The organism is Rothia sp. ND6WE1A, assembly GCF_001683935.1.
GTDB lineage: Bacteria > Actinomycetota > Actinomycetes > Actinomycetales > Micrococcaceae > Rothia > Rothia amarae.
This window is the reverse complement of record NZ_LXTU01000001.1, coordinates 1-18,758: the sequence shown is the minus strand read 5'-3', so window position 1 is coordinate 18,758 and position 18,758 is coordinate 1. Positions and strand designations below refer to the sequence as shown.

19 protein-coding genes are annotated in these 18,758 nt (G+C 53.1%); 5 read left to right on the top strand and 14 right to left on the bottom strand.

Translation table 11 applies throughout. From position 1 onward, the window contains the following. Positions 1-20: 20 nt before the first annotated feature. From A7E48_RS00095 to A7E48_RS00085, 3 genes are all read right to left on the bottom strand, one after another. A complete protein-coding gene (locus tag A7E48_RS00095; RefSeq protein ID WP_068167836.1) occupies positions 21-401 on the bottom strand; it encodes a DUF2304 domain-containing protein in 381 nt (126 codons plus the stop codon). Beyond that, positions 402-1,142 (bottom strand): glycosyltransferase family 2 protein, encoded by a 741-nt coding sequence (locus tag A7E48_RS00090; RefSeq protein ID WP_068167835.1) that lies wholly within the window; start codon positions 1,140-1,142, stop codon positions 402-404. Between the two features lie 100 nt (positions 1,143-1,242). Then, positions 1,243-3,354 carry a DUF6541 family protein gene (locus A7E48_RS00085; RefSeq protein WP_068167834.1) on the bottom strand — a complete coding sequence of 704 codons (2,112 nt, stop codon included), beginning with the start codon at positions 3,352-3,354 and terminating at the stop codon, positions 1,243-1,245. A gap of 250 nt (positions 3,355-3,604) precedes the next feature. On the opposite strand from A7E48_RS00085, the gene A7E48_RS00080 reads away from it, so the two are divergent. The 4 genes from A7E48_RS00080 (at position 3,605) to A7E48_RS00065 (ending at position 8,230) form a co-directional block, all read left to right on the top strand. After that, complete coding sequence (locus tag A7E48_RS00080) at positions 3,605-5,269, top strand: alpha-keto acid decarboxylase family protein (RefSeq protein ID WP_068167833.1); 1,665 nt, start codon at positions 3,605-3,607, stop codon at positions 5,267-5,269. Between the two features lie 149 nt (positions 5,270-5,418). Further along, the gene (locus tag A7E48_RS00075; protein ID WP_233125917.1) at positions 5,419-6,291 is read left to right on the top strand and encodes a low temperature requirement protein A; all 873 of its coding nucleotides are present in this window, start codon (positions 5,419-5,421) and stop codon (positions 6,289-6,291) included. Positions 6,292-6,417: 126 nt separating this feature from the next. Next, the gene (locus A7E48_RS00070) at positions 6,418-6,981 is read left to right on the top strand and encodes a flavin reductase family protein (RefSeq protein WP_083147069.1); all 564 of its coding nucleotides are present in this window, start codon (positions 6,418-6,420) and stop codon (positions 6,979-6,981) included. A 16-nt stretch (positions 6,982-6,997) separates the two neighbouring features. Beyond that, the gene (locus A7E48_RS00065; protein ID WP_068167824.1) at positions 6,998-8,230 is read left to right on the top strand and encodes an acetylornithine deacetylase; all 1,233 of its coding nucleotides are present in this window, start codon (positions 6,998-7,000) and stop codon (positions 8,228-8,230) included. A gap of 26 nt (positions 8,231-8,256) precedes the next feature. On the opposite strand, the gene A7E48_RS00060 is transcribed toward A7E48_RS00065, so the two are convergent. From A7E48_RS00060 to A7E48_RS00020, 9 genes are read right to left on the bottom strand one after another with little or no spacing between them, the layout of a single operon-like run. Continuing rightward, positions 8,257-9,324 carry a HoxN/HupN/NixA family nickel/cobalt transporter gene (locus tag A7E48_RS00060; RefSeq protein WP_068167823.1) on the bottom strand — a complete coding sequence of 356 codons (1,068 nt, stop codon included), beginning with the start codon at positions 9,322-9,324 and terminating at the stop codon, positions 8,257-8,259. Between the two features lie 7 nt (positions 9,325-9,331). Further along, positions 9,332-10,240, bottom strand: a complete 909-nt coding sequence (locus A7E48_RS00055; protein WP_068167821.1) for an urea transporter — start codon at positions 10,238-10,240, stop codon at positions 9,332-9,334. 5 nt (positions 10,241-10,245) lie between these two features. Next, the gene (locus tag A7E48_RS00050) at positions 10,246-11,115 is read right to left on the bottom strand and encodes an urease accessory protein UreD (protein WP_068167820.1); all 870 of its coding nucleotides are present in this window, start codon (positions 11,113-11,115) and stop codon (positions 10,246-10,248) included. Further along, positions 11,116-11,727 (bottom strand): urease accessory protein UreG, encoded by a 612-nt coding sequence (gene ureG, locus A7E48_RS00045; protein WP_068167819.1) that lies wholly within the window; start codon positions 11,725-11,727, stop codon positions 11,116-11,118. It lies immediately after the preceding gene. Between the two features lie 24 nt (positions 11,728-11,751). After that, positions 11,752-12,444 carry an urease accessory protein UreF gene (locus A7E48_RS00040; protein WP_068167818.1) on the bottom strand — a complete coding sequence of 231 codons (693 nt, stop codon included), beginning with the start codon at positions 12,442-12,444 and terminating at the stop codon, positions 11,752-11,754. Then, entirely contained in the window at positions 12,444-12,935 is a 492-nt protein-coding gene (ureE, locus tag A7E48_RS00035) for an urease accessory protein UreE (RefSeq protein ID WP_068167817.1), read from the bottom strand. Before ureE ends, A7E48_RS00040 begins: the two co-directional genes overlap by 1 nt. A 10-nt stretch (positions 12,936-12,945) precedes the next feature. Beyond that, positions 12,946-14,661, bottom strand: coding sequence for an urease subunit alpha (ureC, locus tag A7E48_RS00030; RefSeq protein WP_068167811.1), 1,716 nt, complete (start codon positions 14,659-14,661; stop codon positions 12,946-12,948). An 11-nt stretch (positions 14,662-14,672) separates the two neighbouring features. Then, positions 14,673-15,101: an urease subunit beta gene (locus A7E48_RS00025; protein WP_068167809.1), complete on the bottom strand. Its 429-nt coding sequence runs from the start codon at positions 15,099-15,101 to the stop codon at positions 14,673-14,675. Positions 15,102-15,112: 11 nt separating this feature from the next. Further along, entirely contained in the window at positions 15,113-15,415 is a 303-nt protein-coding gene (locus tag A7E48_RS00020) for an urease subunit gamma (protein WP_068167806.1), read from the bottom strand. Between the two features lie 400 nt (positions 15,416-15,815). On the opposite strand from A7E48_RS00020, the gene A7E48_RS00015 reads away from it, so the two are divergent. Then, positions 15,816-16,835, top strand: coding sequence for an MIP/aquaporin family protein (locus A7E48_RS00015; protein WP_083147068.1), 1,020 nt, complete (start codon positions 15,816-15,818; stop codon positions 16,833-16,835). 5 nt (positions 16,836-16,840) lie between these two features. On the opposite strand, the gene A7E48_RS00010 is transcribed toward A7E48_RS00015, so the two are convergent. Together A7E48_RS00010 and A7E48_RS00005 are read right to left on the bottom strand one after the other, a co-directional pair. Beyond that, complete coding sequence (locus tag A7E48_RS00010) at positions 16,841-17,467, bottom strand: VanZ family protein (RefSeq protein ID WP_068167803.1); 627 nt, start codon at positions 17,465-17,467, stop codon at positions 16,841-16,843. Between the two features lie 54 nt (positions 17,468-17,521). Beyond that, positions 17,522-18,697, bottom strand: a complete 1,176-nt coding sequence (locus A7E48_RS00005) for an MFS transporter (protein ID WP_068167794.1) — start codon at positions 18,695-18,697, stop codon at positions 17,522-17,524. Positions 18,698-18,758: the final 61 nt, after the last annotated feature.

Genomic DNA, 18,758 nt, shown 5'->3' with positions numbered 1-18,758 from the left:
CAGCTCTTTTGAATATCCTGCTAAGGTCGTTGCTGTTCTCTATTTTCCAGCTGACGAACCCGATTAGTTAACTGCTCTACCAGAAGATCATTGATAGCCGCTTTTTCTGCCAAGATGCGGGTGTCTTCCCCCATCTTGGACAGCGCCTGTGTGAGGTGCAAAGCTACGCCAATGAGCATAATAATCGCTAGCAGGAACAGCAGGTTTACAGGAGTTTCAATCCCCACGGCATCCGCTAGCCAATCAAGAAGCTTGGGGAAAATAACCAGAATAATGATGATAAAAGAAATAATCAGCCACAAAGCCGCATATTTCTCTTTCATTTTCTGATTACGGACCTGCACAAGAACCATCACGACAAGAATGATGGTCAAAATCAAGAAAAATAGGTTTGCCACCATTTAGGAATCCTTTACCGTACTCTTTTTACGAGTCATCGAGATAGCGAAAGAAAAGATTGAACGGACAAGATAAACGGCAGACTTCCAAGGGTTAGAGGAAGGCGTGCCTGCTTGACGTTCACGCATCTCTACAGGAACCTGCTTCACGGTAAGACCGGCACGAATCGCCATGACGCACGCGTCAATGCAGTCCCCCAGGTACTCTGCGGGGAGGTGCTCACAGTACTGGGCGATAGCTCGGCGGTTAGCAGCGCGGAAACCGCTGGTTGCGTCGGTAAATTTTTTACCCGAGATAGAGCTAAACATCCATGCCAGAAGAACCATTGCCCATTTACGAGGGCCCTTCACCGTGTAGTTATCGGCTTCAGCGAAACGTGAACCAATAGAGATATCGACGTCGTCTAAACCAGCAAGGACAGTACGGATACCCTTGGGGTCGTGCTGACCGTCTGCATCTACCTGAATCGCACGGTCATAATCCATCATGCGCGCGTATTTATAGCCAGTTCGCAGAGCACCGCCAATCCCCATGTTGTAGGGAAGATCAATCACCAAAGCGCCAGCTTCACGAGCGATAGCAGAAGTGTTATCCGAAGATCCGTCGTTAACCACCAAGAGGTCGACTTCGGGCATCATACGGAATAGCTCAGTAATAGTACCGCCAATAACCTCTTCTTCATTCCATGCGGGCATGATGATGAGGGTGCGCGGTTCACCGTGAGCTACGGATGAAACTTGCATAGGAATGGTGCTCTCCATCTGTACAAAGTTACGGGGTTTAACCTGTGAGAAATTGTTTCTTTAGTGTAACAGTTGAGTCTATAAAGACTCCGCATGTTCCTTATTCGCAGGCAGTGATCTCGTAGAGACCTACATTTCCTGATTTATAGACCTCTTTGAAGCCGGGGGTGTCTTTGATTCCCATCAGACCGGCGTAACGAATGGAGTGATCTGCATTCAAGATTTCCTGAGTACCAAAATCTACAACGTACTTGGCATCCAAGCTCTCTAGAGCTGGGCACACTGCGGAGTTACTTTGCCAGTCTTTGAGGTGGAGATCCACCATATCGGTCTGGGGCGTATCTACAAAGTTCGTATGGTACGCATTTACTTCTCGCCCGCTCACGGCATAAGTCAAGGCTGCGCCCGTCCATGGTTGCACAATAACGGCGTCTCCTTCTGGCACATAGTCATCAATATGATCTAGCACGTTATATTCATCAGGAGTAAGCAAAGCGGAGTCCGCTTCCGGCGCATACGTCCAGAAGGTATCGTGAATATATTTTTCGAGCGGTTTAGCTGTTTGACCACCCCAGATGAGCACGCCGGTAAGAAGGACCGCTAATACCAATGACGCCACCGTAGGGGTATGAGACGAGCGCAAAGTATCGCCTACAGCAACGGATGAGGAACCGCGGCGGCGGAAAGAAGCGATTGCGGATTCCAACCATGTAGATGAGCTAACCCACCGTGTGAGGAAATCAATCCCCAGCGCGCCCAAAGGAATCATCAGCATAGGAAGCATGGCGGCGATCCGGTAAGCATCGTGATACCACACGCCTACTACCCAGTCCCGGCCTTCATCCCAGGTGAGGTAGCGTGCTGCCATGTAGAACCAGCAGAGCACTGCGAAAGAGCCAAGTAGCCAGAGAGACCGGTTACGGGTTCTTATCAAGGCATAAATTCCACATGCCATCAAAATCGTAACGAACCACAGCGAGGGCCAGCCCATAATGCCGTTAGTGATGAATTCACCGAATGACTGCGACTGAGAAGCTGAGGGCTCCCATCCACCTGATTCTTTGGGAGGTCGGACAATACCCCACAGGTAACTAATAAGCCAAAGGATGCCCGCAATTCCAGCAATCTGAAGAATCACCATAATCCAAGACGTAAGACCTTGAACGGCGGCTTTAAGCTGAAGGAGACCGCGGGTAACAAAAATGGGGATGAGTAGAACAAGTAGCGACATCATCGCATTGGGGTGAGCAATAGCGATGCCGAGCGCGATAAATAGTCCCAAGAAAATGGTCTGGGTCACGGTCATGCGGGTCTTCATAGCCAACCGGAACATCTGCGCCACAACGGCAAGCCCAACCGGGGTTATTGAGAGGGCAAGCAAGTTAGGGTAAAGCACCCCAAAATTCAGCAGGAGGTAGGGGAAGGCCACAAACGCTGCTGCGAGAGGTCCAAGCGCGAGAATACCGAATTTATTGAGATTCAAGGTGTGGCGTGCAAAGAAGATCAGGCTGATAGGCCAGATGACGGCGCCTATCAATACGACCAATGCATTGGTTACTACCGGAATTGAGACGCCGGTTGCCATAAACATGAGCGACCCAAGGTCATGCCAGGCTGCAGGATAGAAATCCGGGGTCTCGTTGCCGGAAGTCATGGAGGCTATAAAAAGGGAAGAACCATTGCCGTGATCGACAACGTAGCGGAGAGCGTTGAGGTGGAAATTCGCATCGTAGGTCTGCGAAATCCACTCTGGCCGACCCACCGAGTTTGTTATATTTCTTGCCAGCAATATAGCGCCGATGGCGAAGCTCACCCAGTAGAGAGCCTGTTCACGGGAGAACCAGCGAGATTCCGCCAGCGGAGAGAGTGAAGAATCGGCCGCGCGGCTCGCAACTGCATCATGTGAATCGGAGTATGCAACCGGCTGATCCGAATGACGGCGTCGCCCGCCCAGCGCGTCGACTCCCCTCTGAATCAGGAAGCCCAGCAGAGCGATTAGAGCGGCGAAAGCAAACGGAACCCAGAGAGCCCACCGCACCCCCGCCATCGGCGCGACAATCGCACTAATAGCGACCATAGCGACAGAAAGAGCAGGAGCGATACCAAACGCGTCAATACCTCGCATTTTGAGAGCGGCAGCCACCATTAAACCGGGGATAAAAACCACCAGAAGCCCCACCAAAAAGGGCGCGGTAATAGCCAGCCAACTCATAGGAATCCTCCACCATGAGGGTTTTGCCCTCAAAAGTTATTTATTCTGCAGTCTTACCAGTGTAACCGGCAGACCTGAGAGGTTCCGGGCGTTCATGTCTCCACACGCACCCGTTATGGCTCACAATGCAGACCCATTTTGTACTAAGTGACTAGGGTTACAATCTGCCGTACTATGTGGGATGGGCGCCTCAGGCGCAAAAATACGCGAACTGCCCGGGCGGGCTCGGGCTTGATAGACAAAGGACATTATGACTTACAACGTTGGCAATTATCTTCTTGATCGCCTTGTAGAACTCGGTGCTACCGAAATTTTCGGCGTACCTGGCGACTTCAACCTGCACTTTCTCGACGACGTCCTCGCCCACGAAAACCTCGAGTGGGTAGGTAACGCTAACGAACTCAACGCCGGTTACGCCGCTGATGGTTACGCGCGCGTACGCGGCATCGCCGCCATCTGCACCACCTACGGCGTGGGTGAGCTCTCGGCAATCAACGCCACCGCTGGCTCTTATGCAGAAAACGTGCCGGTTATCCATATCGTGGGCGCCCCAGGCACTTCCTCTCAGCAACAGCACGGACGTATGCACCACACCCTGGGCGACGGCGATTTCATGCACTTTGTTCGCATGGCACGCGAGGTCAATTACTCGGTAGCGGTTCTTGACCGCGCTACCGCAACCAACGATATTGACCGCGTCCTGCGCGAGGCTGTACTTCACCGCAAGCCCGGTTATCTGATGCTCCCCGTCGACGTAGCTCGCACTCCCGCGACCGCGCCATCGGCACCCCTGGATGTCACCACCCGCCTCTCTGCGCAGGACGTCGAAGAGGACTTCCGAGTAGCAGCAACCGAGTTCCTCAAGGGCAAGAAGACCGCTGTGCTTGCCGATATTATGACTGAACGCCTCGACGCCGTCGAAGAACTCAATGACTTTGTAACCAGCACAAACTTCCCCTTTGCCTCTATTCTTTGGGGCAAAGCAATGCTCGATGAAACCCTGCCTAACTACGCTGGCATCTACATCGGCGCACTCTCCGAGGAATCCACCCGCAAGGTAGTGGAAGAAGCTGAAGTTCTCATCAGCTCCGGCGTGGAGTTCACCGACACCACCTCGGCACACTACTCCCACCAGATTGATCCTGCCCGCGTCATCGATTTGGGTGCCCGCGGTGCAACCATTGCAGGTAAGGTTTTTGCGCCCTTGGCTATGGCAGATGCCCTGCGCATCCTCAAGGACGCCGCAGCCGAAGCTGGCGCCGTCGCCATGGATTTCTCGGGCTCTGAAAACGACACCCAGCTACCTGAAGTCTCTGACTCGCCGCTGAAGCAGGATGAACTCTGGGCACTTCTGCCCGCCCACCTCGACGCCCACAACACCGTGGTTGCAGATATGGGCACCTCGTTCTTCGGCATGGCTAACCAGAAGTTCCCCGAAGATTCCCGCTTCATCGGCATGCCACTGTGGGGTTCAATTGGCTACTCCATCCCCGCACTGCTTGGCGCGGCAATGGCAGATCGCGGCTCGCGCGGGGTCTTGCTCGTTGGTGACGGTTCGGCGCAGCTCACTATCCAGGAGCTAGGAACCATCATCCGCGAGGGTATCAACCCGGTGATGTTCGTCATCAACAATGACGGCTACACCATTGAACGCTCGATCCACGGCCCCGAGGCAAAGTACAACGACATCACCGCCTACAACTGGCAGCAGATTCCCGTAGGCTTTGGCGCCACCGGGGAGAACTCTGTCATTCTTCGCGCAACAACCTCCCGCGAACTGGTGGAAGCGTGCAAGGTCGCCGGTGAGACTCGTGACAAGCTCGTCTTCATTGAGGTAGTGACCGATAAGGACGACATGCCTCAACTTCTGCGCGACTTCGGCGCGCACGTCGAAAAGATGCACAAAAGCGCATAGCGCCAGGCACCCTTAACTTTGGTCAATTTTTGCGCGATATGAGCCCCATATCGCGTAGAAATTGACCAAAGTTTTAAAACGCCCTCTAGACTAGGGAATAGTCTTTGTTGAGACCCTTTTATTTGAGGGCCAATTTGGGGGATTCCCCATTGAGTAACACAGCATCTCGTTTCGGGCTTACGCCCATGCGACCCCGCCATCCCCACGAGCCGCACCGCGCTACTAGCTCACTTGAGCTCTTCTTCGACCTCGTGTTCGTCATCGCGGTAGGCGGCGCCGCGTCCAGCTTCCATCACGCCCTCACCGGAGACCATGTGCAACACGGCGTCGTAGGGTTCATTGTTATGTTCTTTAGCATCTGGTGGGCGTGGGTGAACTTCACCTGGTTCGCAACCTCTTTCGACTGCGATGACTGGTTGTATCGAGTCCTAACCATCTTCCAAATGAGTGGTGTTATTGTTTTCTCCACCGGTATTCCCGCGGGGTTCGACGGCGATTTTCGCATAGTAGTTGCCGGTTATGTGATTATGCGTATCTGTATGGCAACCCAGTGGTTCCGTGCTGGGCTCACCAACCCCGAATACCGTGCCACCGCTTTCCGCTACAGCTGGGGAATTCTCGCAGTACAGGTGTTGTGGGTTCTGCGCCTCATCTTTATTGCCGATAGCGCCCTAGGTCTGCCTACCTTTATTCTGCTGGGGCTCGCTGAGATTGCAGTTCCAATTTTTGCTGAACAGAAAAAGCTCACTCCGTGGCCCCCTCACCACAATGCGATTACCTCATTCCGAAGCTCCCTCACCTACGGCTACGTTCACTATTTTGTATTCGCCAGTGCCGCCGCTTTCGCTGCGGGTATCGAACTGCTGGTGGACGTCGAAACCGGCCGCTCCCACCTCACTGAGCGAGGCGCTACCCTTGTTTACTTTGACATCCTTATCCCTTTTCCTGCGGTATGGACGACGTGCGTGCTGATCGCCATCGTGGCGATACTGGTGGCGCGAAACAAGTCGGTCGACACATAGCATTACGCCCTCTACCGTAATAATCCAAGTCTGATTACACAAAACGCAATATCATGGCGCGCGGCAGGGTCTGCGTTCTAGGGTTTATTTAAGGTAAAGCCACATTGCAGCCGCAAGGAGTTAGTTTTGGCGCAGAAAACCACAGGTTCCCCCGCAGAGACGGTAGTTCTCGATTCGGAAAACGAGCCGTCAAAATCAGACTCGGAACTGTTCAAAGAGACATTCGGCGCTCAAGCAGCAGGCGTTGCGATTGTTACTGCCCAGGGGGTTACCGGCGAGCCGGCGGGGTTGACCATTTCGTCGTTGTCGTCTGTTTCTGCCGATCCGCCAATGGTTGCTTTTTCCTTCCAAAACCGCACCGGGTCGGCGGCAAAGATTGTAGATTCACCGTCGTTTCTAATTCACCTTATCAGCGGTGAAAACGTAGATATTGCCAAGAAGTTTGCCACCAGCAACTATCCTAAATTTGAGGACGAAACCACCTGGGGGTGGCTCCCTACCGGTGAACCCCTGGTGCACGGAATTAACCGCGTGTTCCGCGTTGAGCCGGTGTCGCGGGTAGATGCTGATCCTGCCGTCGTCTTCATCGCCCGCGTGACCGAATTTGTGCAGCATAATACCGATGAAATCACCCCGGTGGTTTATCACGCACGGAAGTTTCACCAGCTTGGTGACCACTACGTGATTTAGATTTTGAAAGGATCTTATGAGCGACCTTCCCGCTTCTTTTCCCTGGATTGAGAAACTTGTAGCCCTACCTACCGTGGCAACTACCCCTAACGATGAACTTCTGGCGGTAGTGAGCGAAGAATTTAAAAAGTACGGTTTTGAACCAACACTGACTTATTCAGACGACGGCGAGCGCGCCAACCTTTTCGTCACCATTCCCGCCGCGGATGGTTCAACCGATGGCGGACTGATAATTTCTGGGCATACCGACGTGGTTCCGGTAAAAGGTCAGCAATGGGATACTGACCCCTTTGAGGCAACCGTTCAGGGCGATAAAATCTTTGGTCGCGGCGTTGCAGACATGAAGTCTTATATCGCTGTTGCGCTGTGGATACTCCCCCGCTTTGCCGAAGCTAAATTGAAGAAACCTCTGCATTTTGCTTTTACCTACGATGAGGAAATTGGTTGTGTGGGTGCTCCTCGAATGATTGAGGAATTCCGAGAGCGTGGCATCAAACCCGATTTTGCGATAGTGGGTGAGCCCTCTTCCATGCGAGTTATTGCCGCACATAAGGGTGCGCATCGAGGGGTTGCTACGTTCCACGGTGTGGCAAAGCATGGTTCGTTGGCGTCGCACGGCGTCAATGCTTCGGCGTCTGCCGCCGAGTTTGTGGTGTTCCTCGAAGAACTTTCGGACGAATGGCTAGAGAACGGCCCCTTCGATGAAGGTTTTGTAACCCCATCTTCTACTATTGGCGGCAATGTAATTGACGCTGGCTTGCAGTACAACATTGTGGGTGAGGACGCGCGGGTGGAGTACGATTTCCGCACCATTCCGCAGATGTCTACTGAGAGCGTGGTGGAGCGTGTGGAGAAGCATCTCTTTGAGGTGATTTTGCCTCGTTTGCAGTGGCGGGCTGAACGCGCTGAGAAGCTTGCGGGTGCTGAGCCTGGTTCGCTCAAAGATCAGGTGAAAGTCACCCATGAGCTACTAGCTGCTGTGCCCGGGTTGAATACTCAAGAGGGCGACGAAATTTTGACGCTCGGTGCTGAGCTTATCGGCAAACCCGAGTCGGTGGAGGAACCGCTGGTTAAGGTTACCTACGGCACCGAGGGCGGTCAGTACCATCAGGCAGGTATCCCTGCTGTGATTATCGGCCCCGGCGATATTGCGCAGGCGCATACGGCTAACGAGTGGGTTGAGCTGAGCCAGATTGAGGAGTGCGAGCGCTTTATGGAGCGAGTGTTGAAGTGGGCGAAGGGCGAATAAGCCCGGCGCCGCACCCCAGCGGTGCTTTAGGCTTGTTCCCCACGCGTCGTCCTGCCGCTGAAGTAGAACCAGAGCCATACCGCCACAAACAGTGCAACTAGCGCTAGACCGGCGTTGCCCAAATCTATTTCTGCAAGCCAGGTGGTCACTGGGTCGGTGAGCGAGAACAGCTCGTTGAAGAATCCGCCCAGGGTAATGATTGAGATGAACAGCGCCGAAAGTGCCGAAATTGAGGTAATGACGGCGTTGAATCGTAGACGGCGTTCAGATTTTTCGGTGGCTGTTGAGTAGAGCTTCATCATGCCCAGACCGTTGGTGGTATCACACAGGGTCATTGCTGCGGTGAAGGCAATGGGCAGCCCGATTAGTGCCAGCGGTGGGACTCCAGCAAGGGACGCGCTTACCGTCAGCACGAGAAGTCCGACGGTGGTAGCGGTGTCGAAGCCGAGCCCAAAGAGGAAACCAATCACAAAGATGTCGCGCGGGCGCTCAATCTTAGAGATAGGTTTACGCAGAATACGAGAGACGAGACCCCAGTTTTCGTCGCTGAGGTGGTGGGTGTGGCCTGCTTCAGCAGTGGATTCATGACGGCGTAACCGGCGAATGAGGCGGGTGGCAGTTCCGCCGTTGTAAAGCCCTAAAATGAGCAGGTAGAAACCCGATACTGCCGCGCCGATAAGCCCCAAGACGTGGTTCACGGGGTTTCCCTCTTCAAAAGCGCCGCTAATAAATTGGGCGCCGCCAACCACCATGATTCCTGCCAGGGTTACCACGAGCGAATGCCCCAGGCTAAAAGCAAAACCTACGGAGGCGGGCGACATGCCGTCAGCTACTAGTTTGCGAGTGGAATTATCAATAGCGGAGATATGGTCCCAGTCGTAGCTGTGCTTGAGGCCAGCAACATAGGCTGCGACCACAATTCCTATAGAAAGCGGTCTAACCCCAGGGGCGAGGGCACTGAGCAATAGCCCCGCCGCCAACAGGTGGAGCAATACGACTGCGCCATAGGTTGCGATAATTCGCGTGCGCAAAGGCAAACGGTGCCTATTGGTGACGTAACGGGTAAAAAGAGAACTATCGGTAGAAGCAGTCATATTCCTCCTAAATACTTGCGGGTTTTGAACGGGTCTCTGCTACCAGGAGCATCACGATCCACGTGGAAAGCAGGAAGGGCCAGGTGTACACGGGAATGACGGTTAGGGCCAAAAGCGCCTGGACGAGCCAGGTCAGAACCGTGCCCAGCAGGGCCAGCAGAATGCGGGTGGTGAGCGAGAGATGGTTGAGGAAGATGGTTCCCAAAGCGATAGAGACAAGCACCGCGCTGTAGCCGTAAAGACCGGTGGAAACGTCGTCCACGTTCATGGGTAAAGGCAGAATCACCAAGAAAAGTGCGCTCACGATGCTACCGAGCAGACCGAACAAGCCCACTTTCCAGGAACCGATGAACAAAGCCACGATGATGAACAGACCGGTCACCCATCCGTCGGTGAGAACTACTTCGGCAAATTCGTTGGCAATACCTAAGAAGGTGCCTACAAGCGGCTCCTCCGAGGACGACGGCGCACCGGTAGAAACCCAAGGCATCACCAGTGCAAACAACAAACCGGCTACCGTACAAAAAGGTGCGGTCGAGACGGGAAGTTGAGCATTACGCAATCCCGGCAGGGCAAAGATTTTCTGGAAAAGACGATGTACCGGAATGCAGGATAAAGCGCCGATAATCGTCAGCAGAATGCCAGCTTTCCAACTATCTAGCTCATATCCGAGTACAGCACCCACCAGGGCCCCGTTGTACCCCATGAGCCCTTGGGTAGCTTCTTCACCAGCGTCGAGCAACCAGGCACCGAAAGCCTGAACCGCGCTACCGAATAGCACGAGAGTTGCCATGCGCACGTCAAAAATGCCGATGCCGATTAGAATGAGCAGCCCGGTCCAGCTATTAGAGAGAAAGAAAATTTGCGAGACGCCCTGCAGCACGCTGCGAACCGCCGTCATAGTAAGTGAGTTCATGGAACCTAAAATTTTCTGAGATTAAGGGGAGATTGACCGCGAACTTCTTCACGTACCGCGTCGATGATGGCAGTATGCAATGCCGAAACCGCGCCGGTTGAACGGGCAAGAGTACGGATAGATATGCACTTGACGCCATATACTTCACCGGTACCTGCCCGGCTCACACCGGTATACGTATCTGATGCTTCAGCAAGCACACGAATTTTCTCAAACAGCTCATCGTCTAAACGTCGGTCCGCTAGAAGAAGCTGCCCGGTATGGGTGAAGCCCTCCATCATGCCCAGACCAGAAATCTTTTGATCAGCATGGGGCATTAAGCGCAGCTGATCGACGACGAGGCGTTTGAGCTCGTTCTCCCCTTCCACCTTTACTTCGGTGCGGGTATTGAGTTCGTCGTAACTGAAATCAGTTTTTTCCGGCGACCAGCCGGGGGTAATGATTTCGGAAAGAAGCAGAGTAGAAGTGGGGTGCATCTGTACCGAGGTCACCTGCCGGTAGGAGCCTTCGCGGTAGACGATGAGCTGATCCGGTACGTACTCGAAGACAGAGTTCTCTCCCACCGTAATGTTCATCTGCTGAAAGGCAGGGCCCTGCGGGGTCTTATAGACCTTGGTGGCGGACTGGGTGGTCACCAAAAGTTCAGAGTTCTTCTCTGTTTCAAATTCCAACAGGTAACGGTCTGCACCAAAGTAGGCGCCACCGGGGTTGATAACCGTGTAGGTCACCTGTCCGTTGGCGTCCAGGTAGTGCGGGCGGATAATCCGCAGAGCGCCCTCGTGATACTGGCGGCGCGCAAAGGAGCGCCCCGATTCAGCAGCTTCCACGCGCATCTGCAGAATACCCGCCCACTTCTCAGCTGGTTTCTGCTGCATTTAGGCAAGATCCTGCATGAGAACGTCGTGACGAATCCACTGCAAAATCTGCTCCAAGCCTTCATCGGTTTTCAGGTTGGTGAAAGCAAAGGGCTTATCTTTGCGGAACTGCTTAGAGTCAGATTCCATGACGGACAGGTCAGCGCCCACGTGAGGAGCCAAGTCGGTCTTGTTGATAACGAACAGATCAGACTTAATCATGCCCTGACCAGCCTTGCGAGGAATCTTTTCGCCCTGCGCCACGTCAATAATGTAAATCGAGAAATCTACCAGTTCGGGGCTGAAAGTAGCCGAAAGGTTATCGCCACCGGACTCCACGAAAATGAGCTGAAGATCAGGAAAACGCTTTTTCAGCTCGTCAATCGCTGCCTCGTTCATCGAGGTATCTTCGCGGATAGCGGTGTGAGGGCAACCGCCAGTTTCCAAACCGATAATACGATCCTGGGGCAGAACAGAGTTCTTTGCCAAAATCTTGGCGTCTTCAATCGTGTAAATATCGTTTGTAATAGCAGCCATTGAAATCTCGTCGCTTGCAGCACGAGAAATACGTTCAATGAGCTGAGTTTTACCGGCGCCCACAGGGCCGCCAATTCCAACAATAATGGGATCCATTGTTATCTCTTCTTTCAAAAACTATTAGCTCATAAACAAGCGGGCACGCTGATGTTCGTGCCGCATTTGAGCAATCTCTAAGCCGGGTGAGATGGCTCCAAGGTCGTTATAGCCCAGCTCTGCCGATGCTTTAACAGCTTGTTCTACCCATTCTTGGGCGCCTCGAATCACGCGCTGACCGGCATTCTGCCCCAAAGGGATACCGCGTACAGCGTTCTGGGTCAGCGAAATGAGGGTGGCGTAGACGTGCGCGGCAACCGCGTCGTCCTCCTCCACCCCTAGTTCTCGCGCCAAAATTGCCCAGACGAGCGCCTGGTGCGCGTACATTTCACCCTCGCTGACTTTCTCAGCGTAAGTTGAAATCCACTCGCTGGGATAAGACTCTGCCCCCAGAAAGAGCAGACGCTTACCCATGGTGATACCGCCATGGCGGATCTGCGTGGGTAGCGCCTGCGCGGTAATCAGCTCGTCTAGGTCAACGATGTCGTCAAAATTTTTGGCGGCATACACCAACCTGATAGCCAGCGCATCGGTAAAGGTCAGCTGCTGACTAGCGAACATTTCAAGCCATGTGGAAAAGGTTTCTTCATCGATGATTTGTTCGCTAGTCAGGTAGGTCTCAAATCCCAGCGAGTGGGAGAACGCTCCTGTAGGAAGCGCCGAGTCCGTCAGCTGCATCATGCCCAGCAGGGCTGAGAGTTGCGGTGAACTCGCCATTAGTGAGTGTGCTCCGCGTGCCTGAAGGGTACGGGCATAACTCGCTCTTGACGGGCGTAGGCAACCTCGTGGTGCTTGAGGAAGTCCTCCACCGTATGGTCGTACTGAACCACCATTACCTCTGCCTGGTATTCGCTATCTTCTGCAAAGAATTGTGCTTGCAGATGACGGTTTCCCAGGCTGTGCGCCACAAAACCCATCTCAAAAATGGACTCGGGGCGGATGACCAGGACGTCGGTTGGCAGAACCGATACCACTACGGCGTTCTTTTTCTCGCCGCTGGTATCAATCTGCAGAATATCGCCGTCCTTCAAATCCGGTGACCCGGTAGGAAGACGCAACCCAAACTCCGTGTTGTGGTCGGTAGTGAGGCGCTGGATGCGCTTCACCAAGTCGGCACTAGGCAAAACGACCTTCTCCACATGAGCGTCAGCAACTAAAACCGCGCCCTCATCGGTGTGGGTATTGCCTAGAATCTTGTCAATAATCACTCAATTTTCCTTAGAACAAGAAGTAACGCTGCGCCAAAGGAAGCTCATTCTGCGGTTCACAGGAAATCACTTCATCGTTCACACGCACTTCGTAGGTCTCAGGATCCACAGAGAGCTTAGGAGTCTCACCATTGAACTTCAAATCTGATTTCTGAAGATCGCGGATGTTCTTGCACGCACGAACTACCTTCTTCAGACCGAGCTGGCGTGAAACTCCACCCCGCAGCGCAGCCTGAGAGATGAACGTAATAGAGGATTCGTGAACAGCCATACCGTATGCGCCAAATGCCTTACGGTACCAGCGGGGCTGAGGGGTAGGAATCGACGCATTAGGGTCGCCTACGATGCCGTGAACCATCTGACCCCCCTTGATAATTAGCTCGGGTTTTACCCCAAAGAACTGAGGTTCCCACAAAACGAGGTCAGCAAACTTGCCTTCTTCGATGGAACCCACAACATGTCCTATCCCCTGTGCAATAGCGGGGTTAATGGTGTATTTGGAGATATAGCGCTTAATACGGAAGTTATCGCTCTTGCTGTTCTCATCTTCCGCCAACTTGCCGCGCTGCTTCTTCATAGAATCAGCAACCTGCCAGGTACGCAGAATAACTTCACCCACGCGGCCCATTGCTTGAGAATCAGAGGAAGTCATGGAGAATACACCCATGTCCTGCAGAACGTCTTCCGCAGCAATAGTCTCTTTACGAATACGGGAGTCAGCGAAAGCAACGTCTTCAGGGATTGAAGGGTTCAGATGATGGCAGACCATCAACATGTCTGAATGTTCTTCGATGGTGTTGACAGTGTAGGGCAAAGTGGGATTAGTGGATGCTGGCAGAATATTGTGTTCAGATGCCAATTCGATGATGTCAGGGGCATGACCACCACCGGCACCTTCCGTGTGGAACGTGTGTATAACACGCCCGTCGATAGCTACTTTGGTGTCTTCCACAAACCCCGCTTCATTCAGGGTATCGGTGTGGATAGCAACCTGCACATCGTACTGATCCGCTACCTGCAGGGCAGTATTAATAGAGGATGGCGTTGCCCCCCAGTCCTCGTGAACCTTCAAGCCAATAGCGCCGGCACGAATCTGCTCCGCCATCGGAGAGATAGAAGAACCGTGACCCTTACCGAGCAAACCAAAGTTCATGGGGAACTCTTCAAAAGAGCGCAACATGTTCTGAATATTCCATTCACCAGGAGTGATGGTGGTCGCTTTAGAAGACTCACTGGGACCAGTGCCTCCACCAATCATGGTAGTAATGCCGGAGGTCAGCGCAGTTTCGATTTGGTCAGGGCTGATGAAATGGATGTGGGTATCGATACCTCCTGCAGTGAGGATTTTTCCTTCGCCGGAAATAATATCGGTTGCCACACCGATAATGATATCCACACCCTCCATGGTGTGAGGGTTGCCGGCTTTACCAATTTTCTGGATATGGCTGTCACGGATAGCAACATCCGCTTTATAAATACCGGTCCAATCGATAATGATGACGTTAGTAATCACCAAGTCAGGAACGTCTACATCACGCACTAGATGACTGTTTTGACCCATACCATCGCGCACCACTTTGCCGCCACCGAAAACTGCTTCTTCACCGGGGGTGGTGAGGTCTTTTTCGATTTCAGCAAATAGCTCGGTGTCTCCTAGACGAATTGCATCCCCAGTGGTAGGGCCAAAGAGGCTGGCATAACGGTCTCGCTTCATTTCAAAGCTCATAATTTAACCCCTTACTCGCTCTCTTGAGTTTCGTTCGAGAAATCTTCACGTTCCTGAAGCGGGTCGGGCGCATCGCCCGCTACGGACTTATGCCGGATGCCCTCGTCTTGTCCGAAAATGGCAGGAGTATGAGGGTCAAGAGGCCCATCAACAAGGTCTCGGAAACCATAGACCACGCGGTCGCCACCAAGGGGAATCAAACGCACGGTAGTAGTATCACCGGGTTCCAGGCGAACTGCGGTACCTGCGGGGATATCTAGACGGTAGCCAACCACTTTTTTACGGTCGAACTCAAGCGCCCTGTTTGCCTCAGCAAAATGGTAGTGAGAACCTACCTGAATCGGGCGATCGCCGCGATTGGTAACTTCAATTTCAATAGCTTCTCGGCCCTCGTTGCATACGACAGGCTCATCATTCAGTTTGTATTCACCGGGGATCATGACTGCCCCTCCTATCGAATGGGGTTGTGAACGGTCACAAGCTTGGTGCCGTCAGGGAATGTTGCCTCTACCTGAACGTCATCAATCATTTCGGGCACACCCTCCATGACGTCGTCACGGGTGAGGATAGTGCTACCCCAACTCATGAGGTCAGCTACGGAGCGCCCGTCGCGTGCACCTTCGAGGATTTCGTAGGTGAGGATGGCAATTGCCTCCGGGTAGTTAAGTTTGAGATTTCTCTTTTGGCGTCGGCGTGCTAGGTCGGCGGCCACAACGACGAGGAGTTTTTCCTGGTCTTTAGGTTGTAGATGCATAGGTGCTCATTTCATTCTTTACACATAACTGGCCGAGATGTCTCAGTCTGCTTTTTTATTATGCACCCGCTCAATCAGTGAAAACGGTGAAAGTCCGATATCTCGCTTGGAGTTATGTGTGATTATGCAGATGTTCTCTCGTTGTTCATACAGAGGCAATGAGGGCTACTTCCCTCCAATGGCAGAGCGCGGACTCTGCGGCTCTTTCCCGCAAAAGACAAAGAAGTATAGTTCATCACACTTTTAAGAAAAATCTTTGCAAGCTCGCATAGGTGCATTTTGACCCTTTCAAACACACCTTGCACCGGGTTTACTTTCAGGCTTTGATTAACACATAAACACAACTGAAGCCACACATTTACACATTCAGTAAGTGGCTCCCGCCGGAAGGTTTAGCCCCGTGTACACCATTAGCCCCTACCTCGCAGAGTTCCTTGGAACCATGATTATGGTTCTCATCGGGTGCGGCTCCATTGCCACGGTCGAACTCAAACGATCAAAGGGATACGGCGACAACTTCTTCACCATCGCCTTCGGCTGGGGCTTCGCCGTCGCATTCGGCGTCTACGCCTCCCACGCCTATTCAGGAGGGCACCTCAATCCGGCAGTGACACTTGGGCTGGCCATTTACGGTGAATTTGACTGGGCACTAGTGCCTGGTTACATCATCGCTCAACTGGGTGGTGCAATGGCAGGTGCCCTCTTCGTTTGGCTCAACTACCTTCCCCATTGGAAAGCTACCGCTGATTCAAAAATCAAACTTGGTGTTTTCTCTACCGTGCCCGCCATTCACAACTACTTCACCAATGCTCTTTCGGAAATCATTGGTACTTTTATGTTGGTTTTCTCTGCTCTGTATGTGGGCGTGAACTTCACCCCGACACTTGAAGGTTCTGCGCTAACCCTCAACCTCAATCACGTGCTCAAGCCCCTGGCGTACGGCTTTATGGTTGCAGTACTGGTCGTTGGCCTCGGCGGACAAACCGGGTACGCGCTGAACCCCGCCCGCGACCTAGGCCCGCGCATCATGCATGCCCTACTACCCATTAGCGGCAAGGGTTCATCTCGCTGGTATTACTGCTGGGTTCCTATTTGTGCACCTTTTGCCGGCGGTTCCATGGCAGGTGCTTTCTTCCAGCTCTACTACCACGGTCGAGTTACACCCTTCCTCTTTATTACATCGGGGTTCGCGCTGCTCGTCCTGCTCTTTGGCTGGTGGGCGAACCAGCACATGTACATCTCCCGTTCGGCGGAGATTATCCCTGAGCCTGAAAATACTGAAGCGACGGCGGCGTCGGCAGCGGCAACCTACATGCCCACCGGATCAATTCCAGTAGTTGAAGGTAGCCCTCTGATGCCAGCCCCCACCAACGCACGCGTCAATGTGCAGACTGGGCGCGGACGCTCGGGCAAAGAATAGCTGCGCTATCTGGACCGAGATTCTCTTTTATTTTGAGGGGAAGACTTTGGGCGGAAACGCATATATGCCCCTACCAGTAGCCAGCCAATCATGGCGCCGAGGGTATTAGTAATCATGTCATCGACGTCGAAGGTGCGGTAGCGGCAGGGGTAAATACCCCAGATGCCCGTGAGCTGGGTAAGTTCAATGAGTAAGGTTGCGGCGAAACCGCTCAGCAGTGTTGCGCGGAAATTCATCTTATATACTGCACGGGCTATAAATCCCCAGGGCACAAAGAGAAGCACGTTCAGGTAGATTTGCACGAACCACCACGTAGCGAACCTCAGGACGCCGCGACCCTCCGTATTACGCAAAGCGAATTCCACACTCCACCCGGGAAAGAAACGCGGGTAATTAAGGTCTGTTCCGCACTGAAAAGTTTGCGGATCAGGCAGGGGCAAAAACGTAAATGAAATAATACCTACCGCATAAAGCAACACGATGGGCATAATAATCATGCGCCGGCCAGGAATTTTTCCATAGCATTTGCGGTATATCAGGGCGGCAAGAGGTAGAGCAATCACGGCAATAATCAGCCATATAGTGATTGCTTGAATCAGAATGGGAGTCCCCCAGCTGACCATGAAATGCATTGTTCCCCTAGTAGGCGCGTAAGTATGAGCGACGACCGTCCGAGCGTCCCCAGTTTACCCCACAGATGAGGGAGAGGGGTCTGTTTTCTTTTTCATTCCCCAGATTAGCGCTCCTGCCACGAGGGTTGCGACTCCTCCGAGAGTAAAGAGACGCTCCATACTGAGATTGGTCAGCGCAAGCCCGTTGAGCATCGACCCGGCGGTCTGTCCTACCGCGATTGTAGCGAAAAGGATACCAGTTGCCGCACCTACAGCACGGGGCCACGATTGACGGCCGAGTTCAATCGTCAAACCGGTAACCACGGTATAAAACGCCCCAAACAATGCGCCCGAAAGAACAGCGAAAACCACATTGGAACATAGCGGTAGGCAAAGAATTGAAAGGCCAAGAATTACCGAACAAAGGGTCCATGAAAGTTTTAATCCCATTCTTGATGCCACATCACCCGCTAACGCGCCACCAATTCCTGCCACCCCGATAGCGCCCCAGAACAGTAGAGACTGAAAATCGCTCAGACCGCCTTGCTCCTCAGCTAATGCGCGCCCGTAGGTCCAGTAGACGGAGCTTCCTGCACCCATCAAAATCGTCAACAGAATTGGAAAGAGAAGGGCACGCCATTCGCCCCGGGCTTCGTCGCTCGAACCGCCTGCCGCCGTCGCAGGTGAGGAAGTTTTGAGTCTCAAAAACCATAAACACACCACGCAGGCTAAAACCGCAGCCACCACAAAGACGAGCCTCCAACTGGAAACTGCCAGCAATATGCCGGTAGAAATTGCAACACCAATTCCCGTACCCGCATTGGCAATCGACTGCGCACGAGCCTCTTGGGCAGGGGAAATTTCTTGCGCCAACCTATAAGCGATAGCTCCCGAGCTGAAACCTGCGGCAGCTCCAGCCACACCAATTCCGCTCATAAATAAGGGGGCAGACGACGACATCGCCACCATCAGAGTTCCAACTGTTGCGGTAAGAAGCACCAGAAGAACACTTGTTTTCCATCGACCGCTATTCAAAAGCCGGCTACTTACGAAGCAAGCAAGCACATAGGTCAGAAAGCTAAGCGATGACGCTAGACCAATTTCAGCACTCGTGGCTACCTGATCTTCTACGATGCGCGGGGTACTCAGCCCCAGAGCAAAGCGCGCCATTCCATAGGAGACTGCCACTACTGATGCTCCCGCAACCACCAGACGGCGTTGGTCTGAGGGCATCTGTTCTGTATCGCGCATCGTTACCTTATGTCGTCGTGAAAATAATATGCAGGCTTACTTCTTTAAGAGTACCCCATCC

Coding starts and splice junctions, on each gene's coding strand:
- A7E48_RS00040 (WP_068167818.1), bottom strand. CDS start 12,444: ATGGCGAGTTCACCGCAACTCTCAGCCCTGCTGGGCATGATGCAGCTG.
- A7E48_RS00095 (WP_068167836.1), bottom strand. CDS start 401: ATGGTGGCAAACCTATTTTTCTTGATTTTGACCATCATTCTTGTCGTG.
- A7E48_RS00065 (WP_068167824.1), top strand. CDS start 6,998: ATGAGCGACCTTCCCGCTTCTTTTCCCTGGATTGAGAAACTTGTAGCC.
- A7E48_RS00055 (WP_068167821.1), bottom strand. CDS start 10,240: ATGAACTCACTTACTATGACGGCGGTTCGCAGCGTGCTGCAGGGCGTC.
- A7E48_RS00090 (WP_068167835.1), bottom strand. CDS start 1,142: ATGCAAGTTTCATCCGTAGCTCACGGTGAACCGCGCACCCTCATCATC.
- ureC (WP_068167811.1), bottom strand. CDS start 14,661: ATGAGCTTTGAAATGAAGCGAGACCGTTATGCCAGCCTCTTTGGCCCT.
- A7E48_RS00005 (WP_068167794.1), bottom strand. CDS start 18,697: ATGCGCGATACAGAACAGATGCCCTCAGACCAACGCCGTCTGGTGGTT.
- ureG (WP_068167819.1), bottom strand. CDS start 11,727: ATGGATCCCATTATTGTTGGAATTGGCGGCCCTGTGGGCGCCGGTAAA.
- A7E48_RS00080 (WP_068167833.1), top strand. CDS start 3,605: ATGACTTACAACGTTGGCAATTATCTTCTTGATCGCCTTGTAGAACTC.
- A7E48_RS00025 (WP_068167809.1), bottom strand. CDS start 15,101: ATGATCCCCGGTGAATACAAACTGAATGATGAGCCTGTCGTATGCAAC.
- A7E48_RS00020 (WP_068167806.1), bottom strand. CDS start 15,415: ATGCATCTACAACCTAAAGACCAGGAAAAACTCCTCGTCGTTGTGGCC.
- A7E48_RS00010 (WP_068167803.1), bottom strand. CDS start 17,467: ATGCATTTCATGGTCAGCTGGGGGACTCCCATTCTGATTCAAGCAATC.
- A7E48_RS00060 (WP_068167823.1), bottom strand. CDS start 9,324: ATGACTGCTTCTACCGATAGTTCTCTTTTTACCCGTTACGTCACCAAT.
- A7E48_RS00050 (WP_068167820.1), bottom strand. CDS start 11,115: ATGCAGCAGAAACCAGCTGAGAAGTGGGCGGGTATTCTGCAGATGCGC.
- A7E48_RS00085 (WP_068167834.1), bottom strand. CDS start 3,354: ATGAGTTGGCTGGCTATTACCGCGCCCTTTTTGGTGGGGCTTCTGGTG.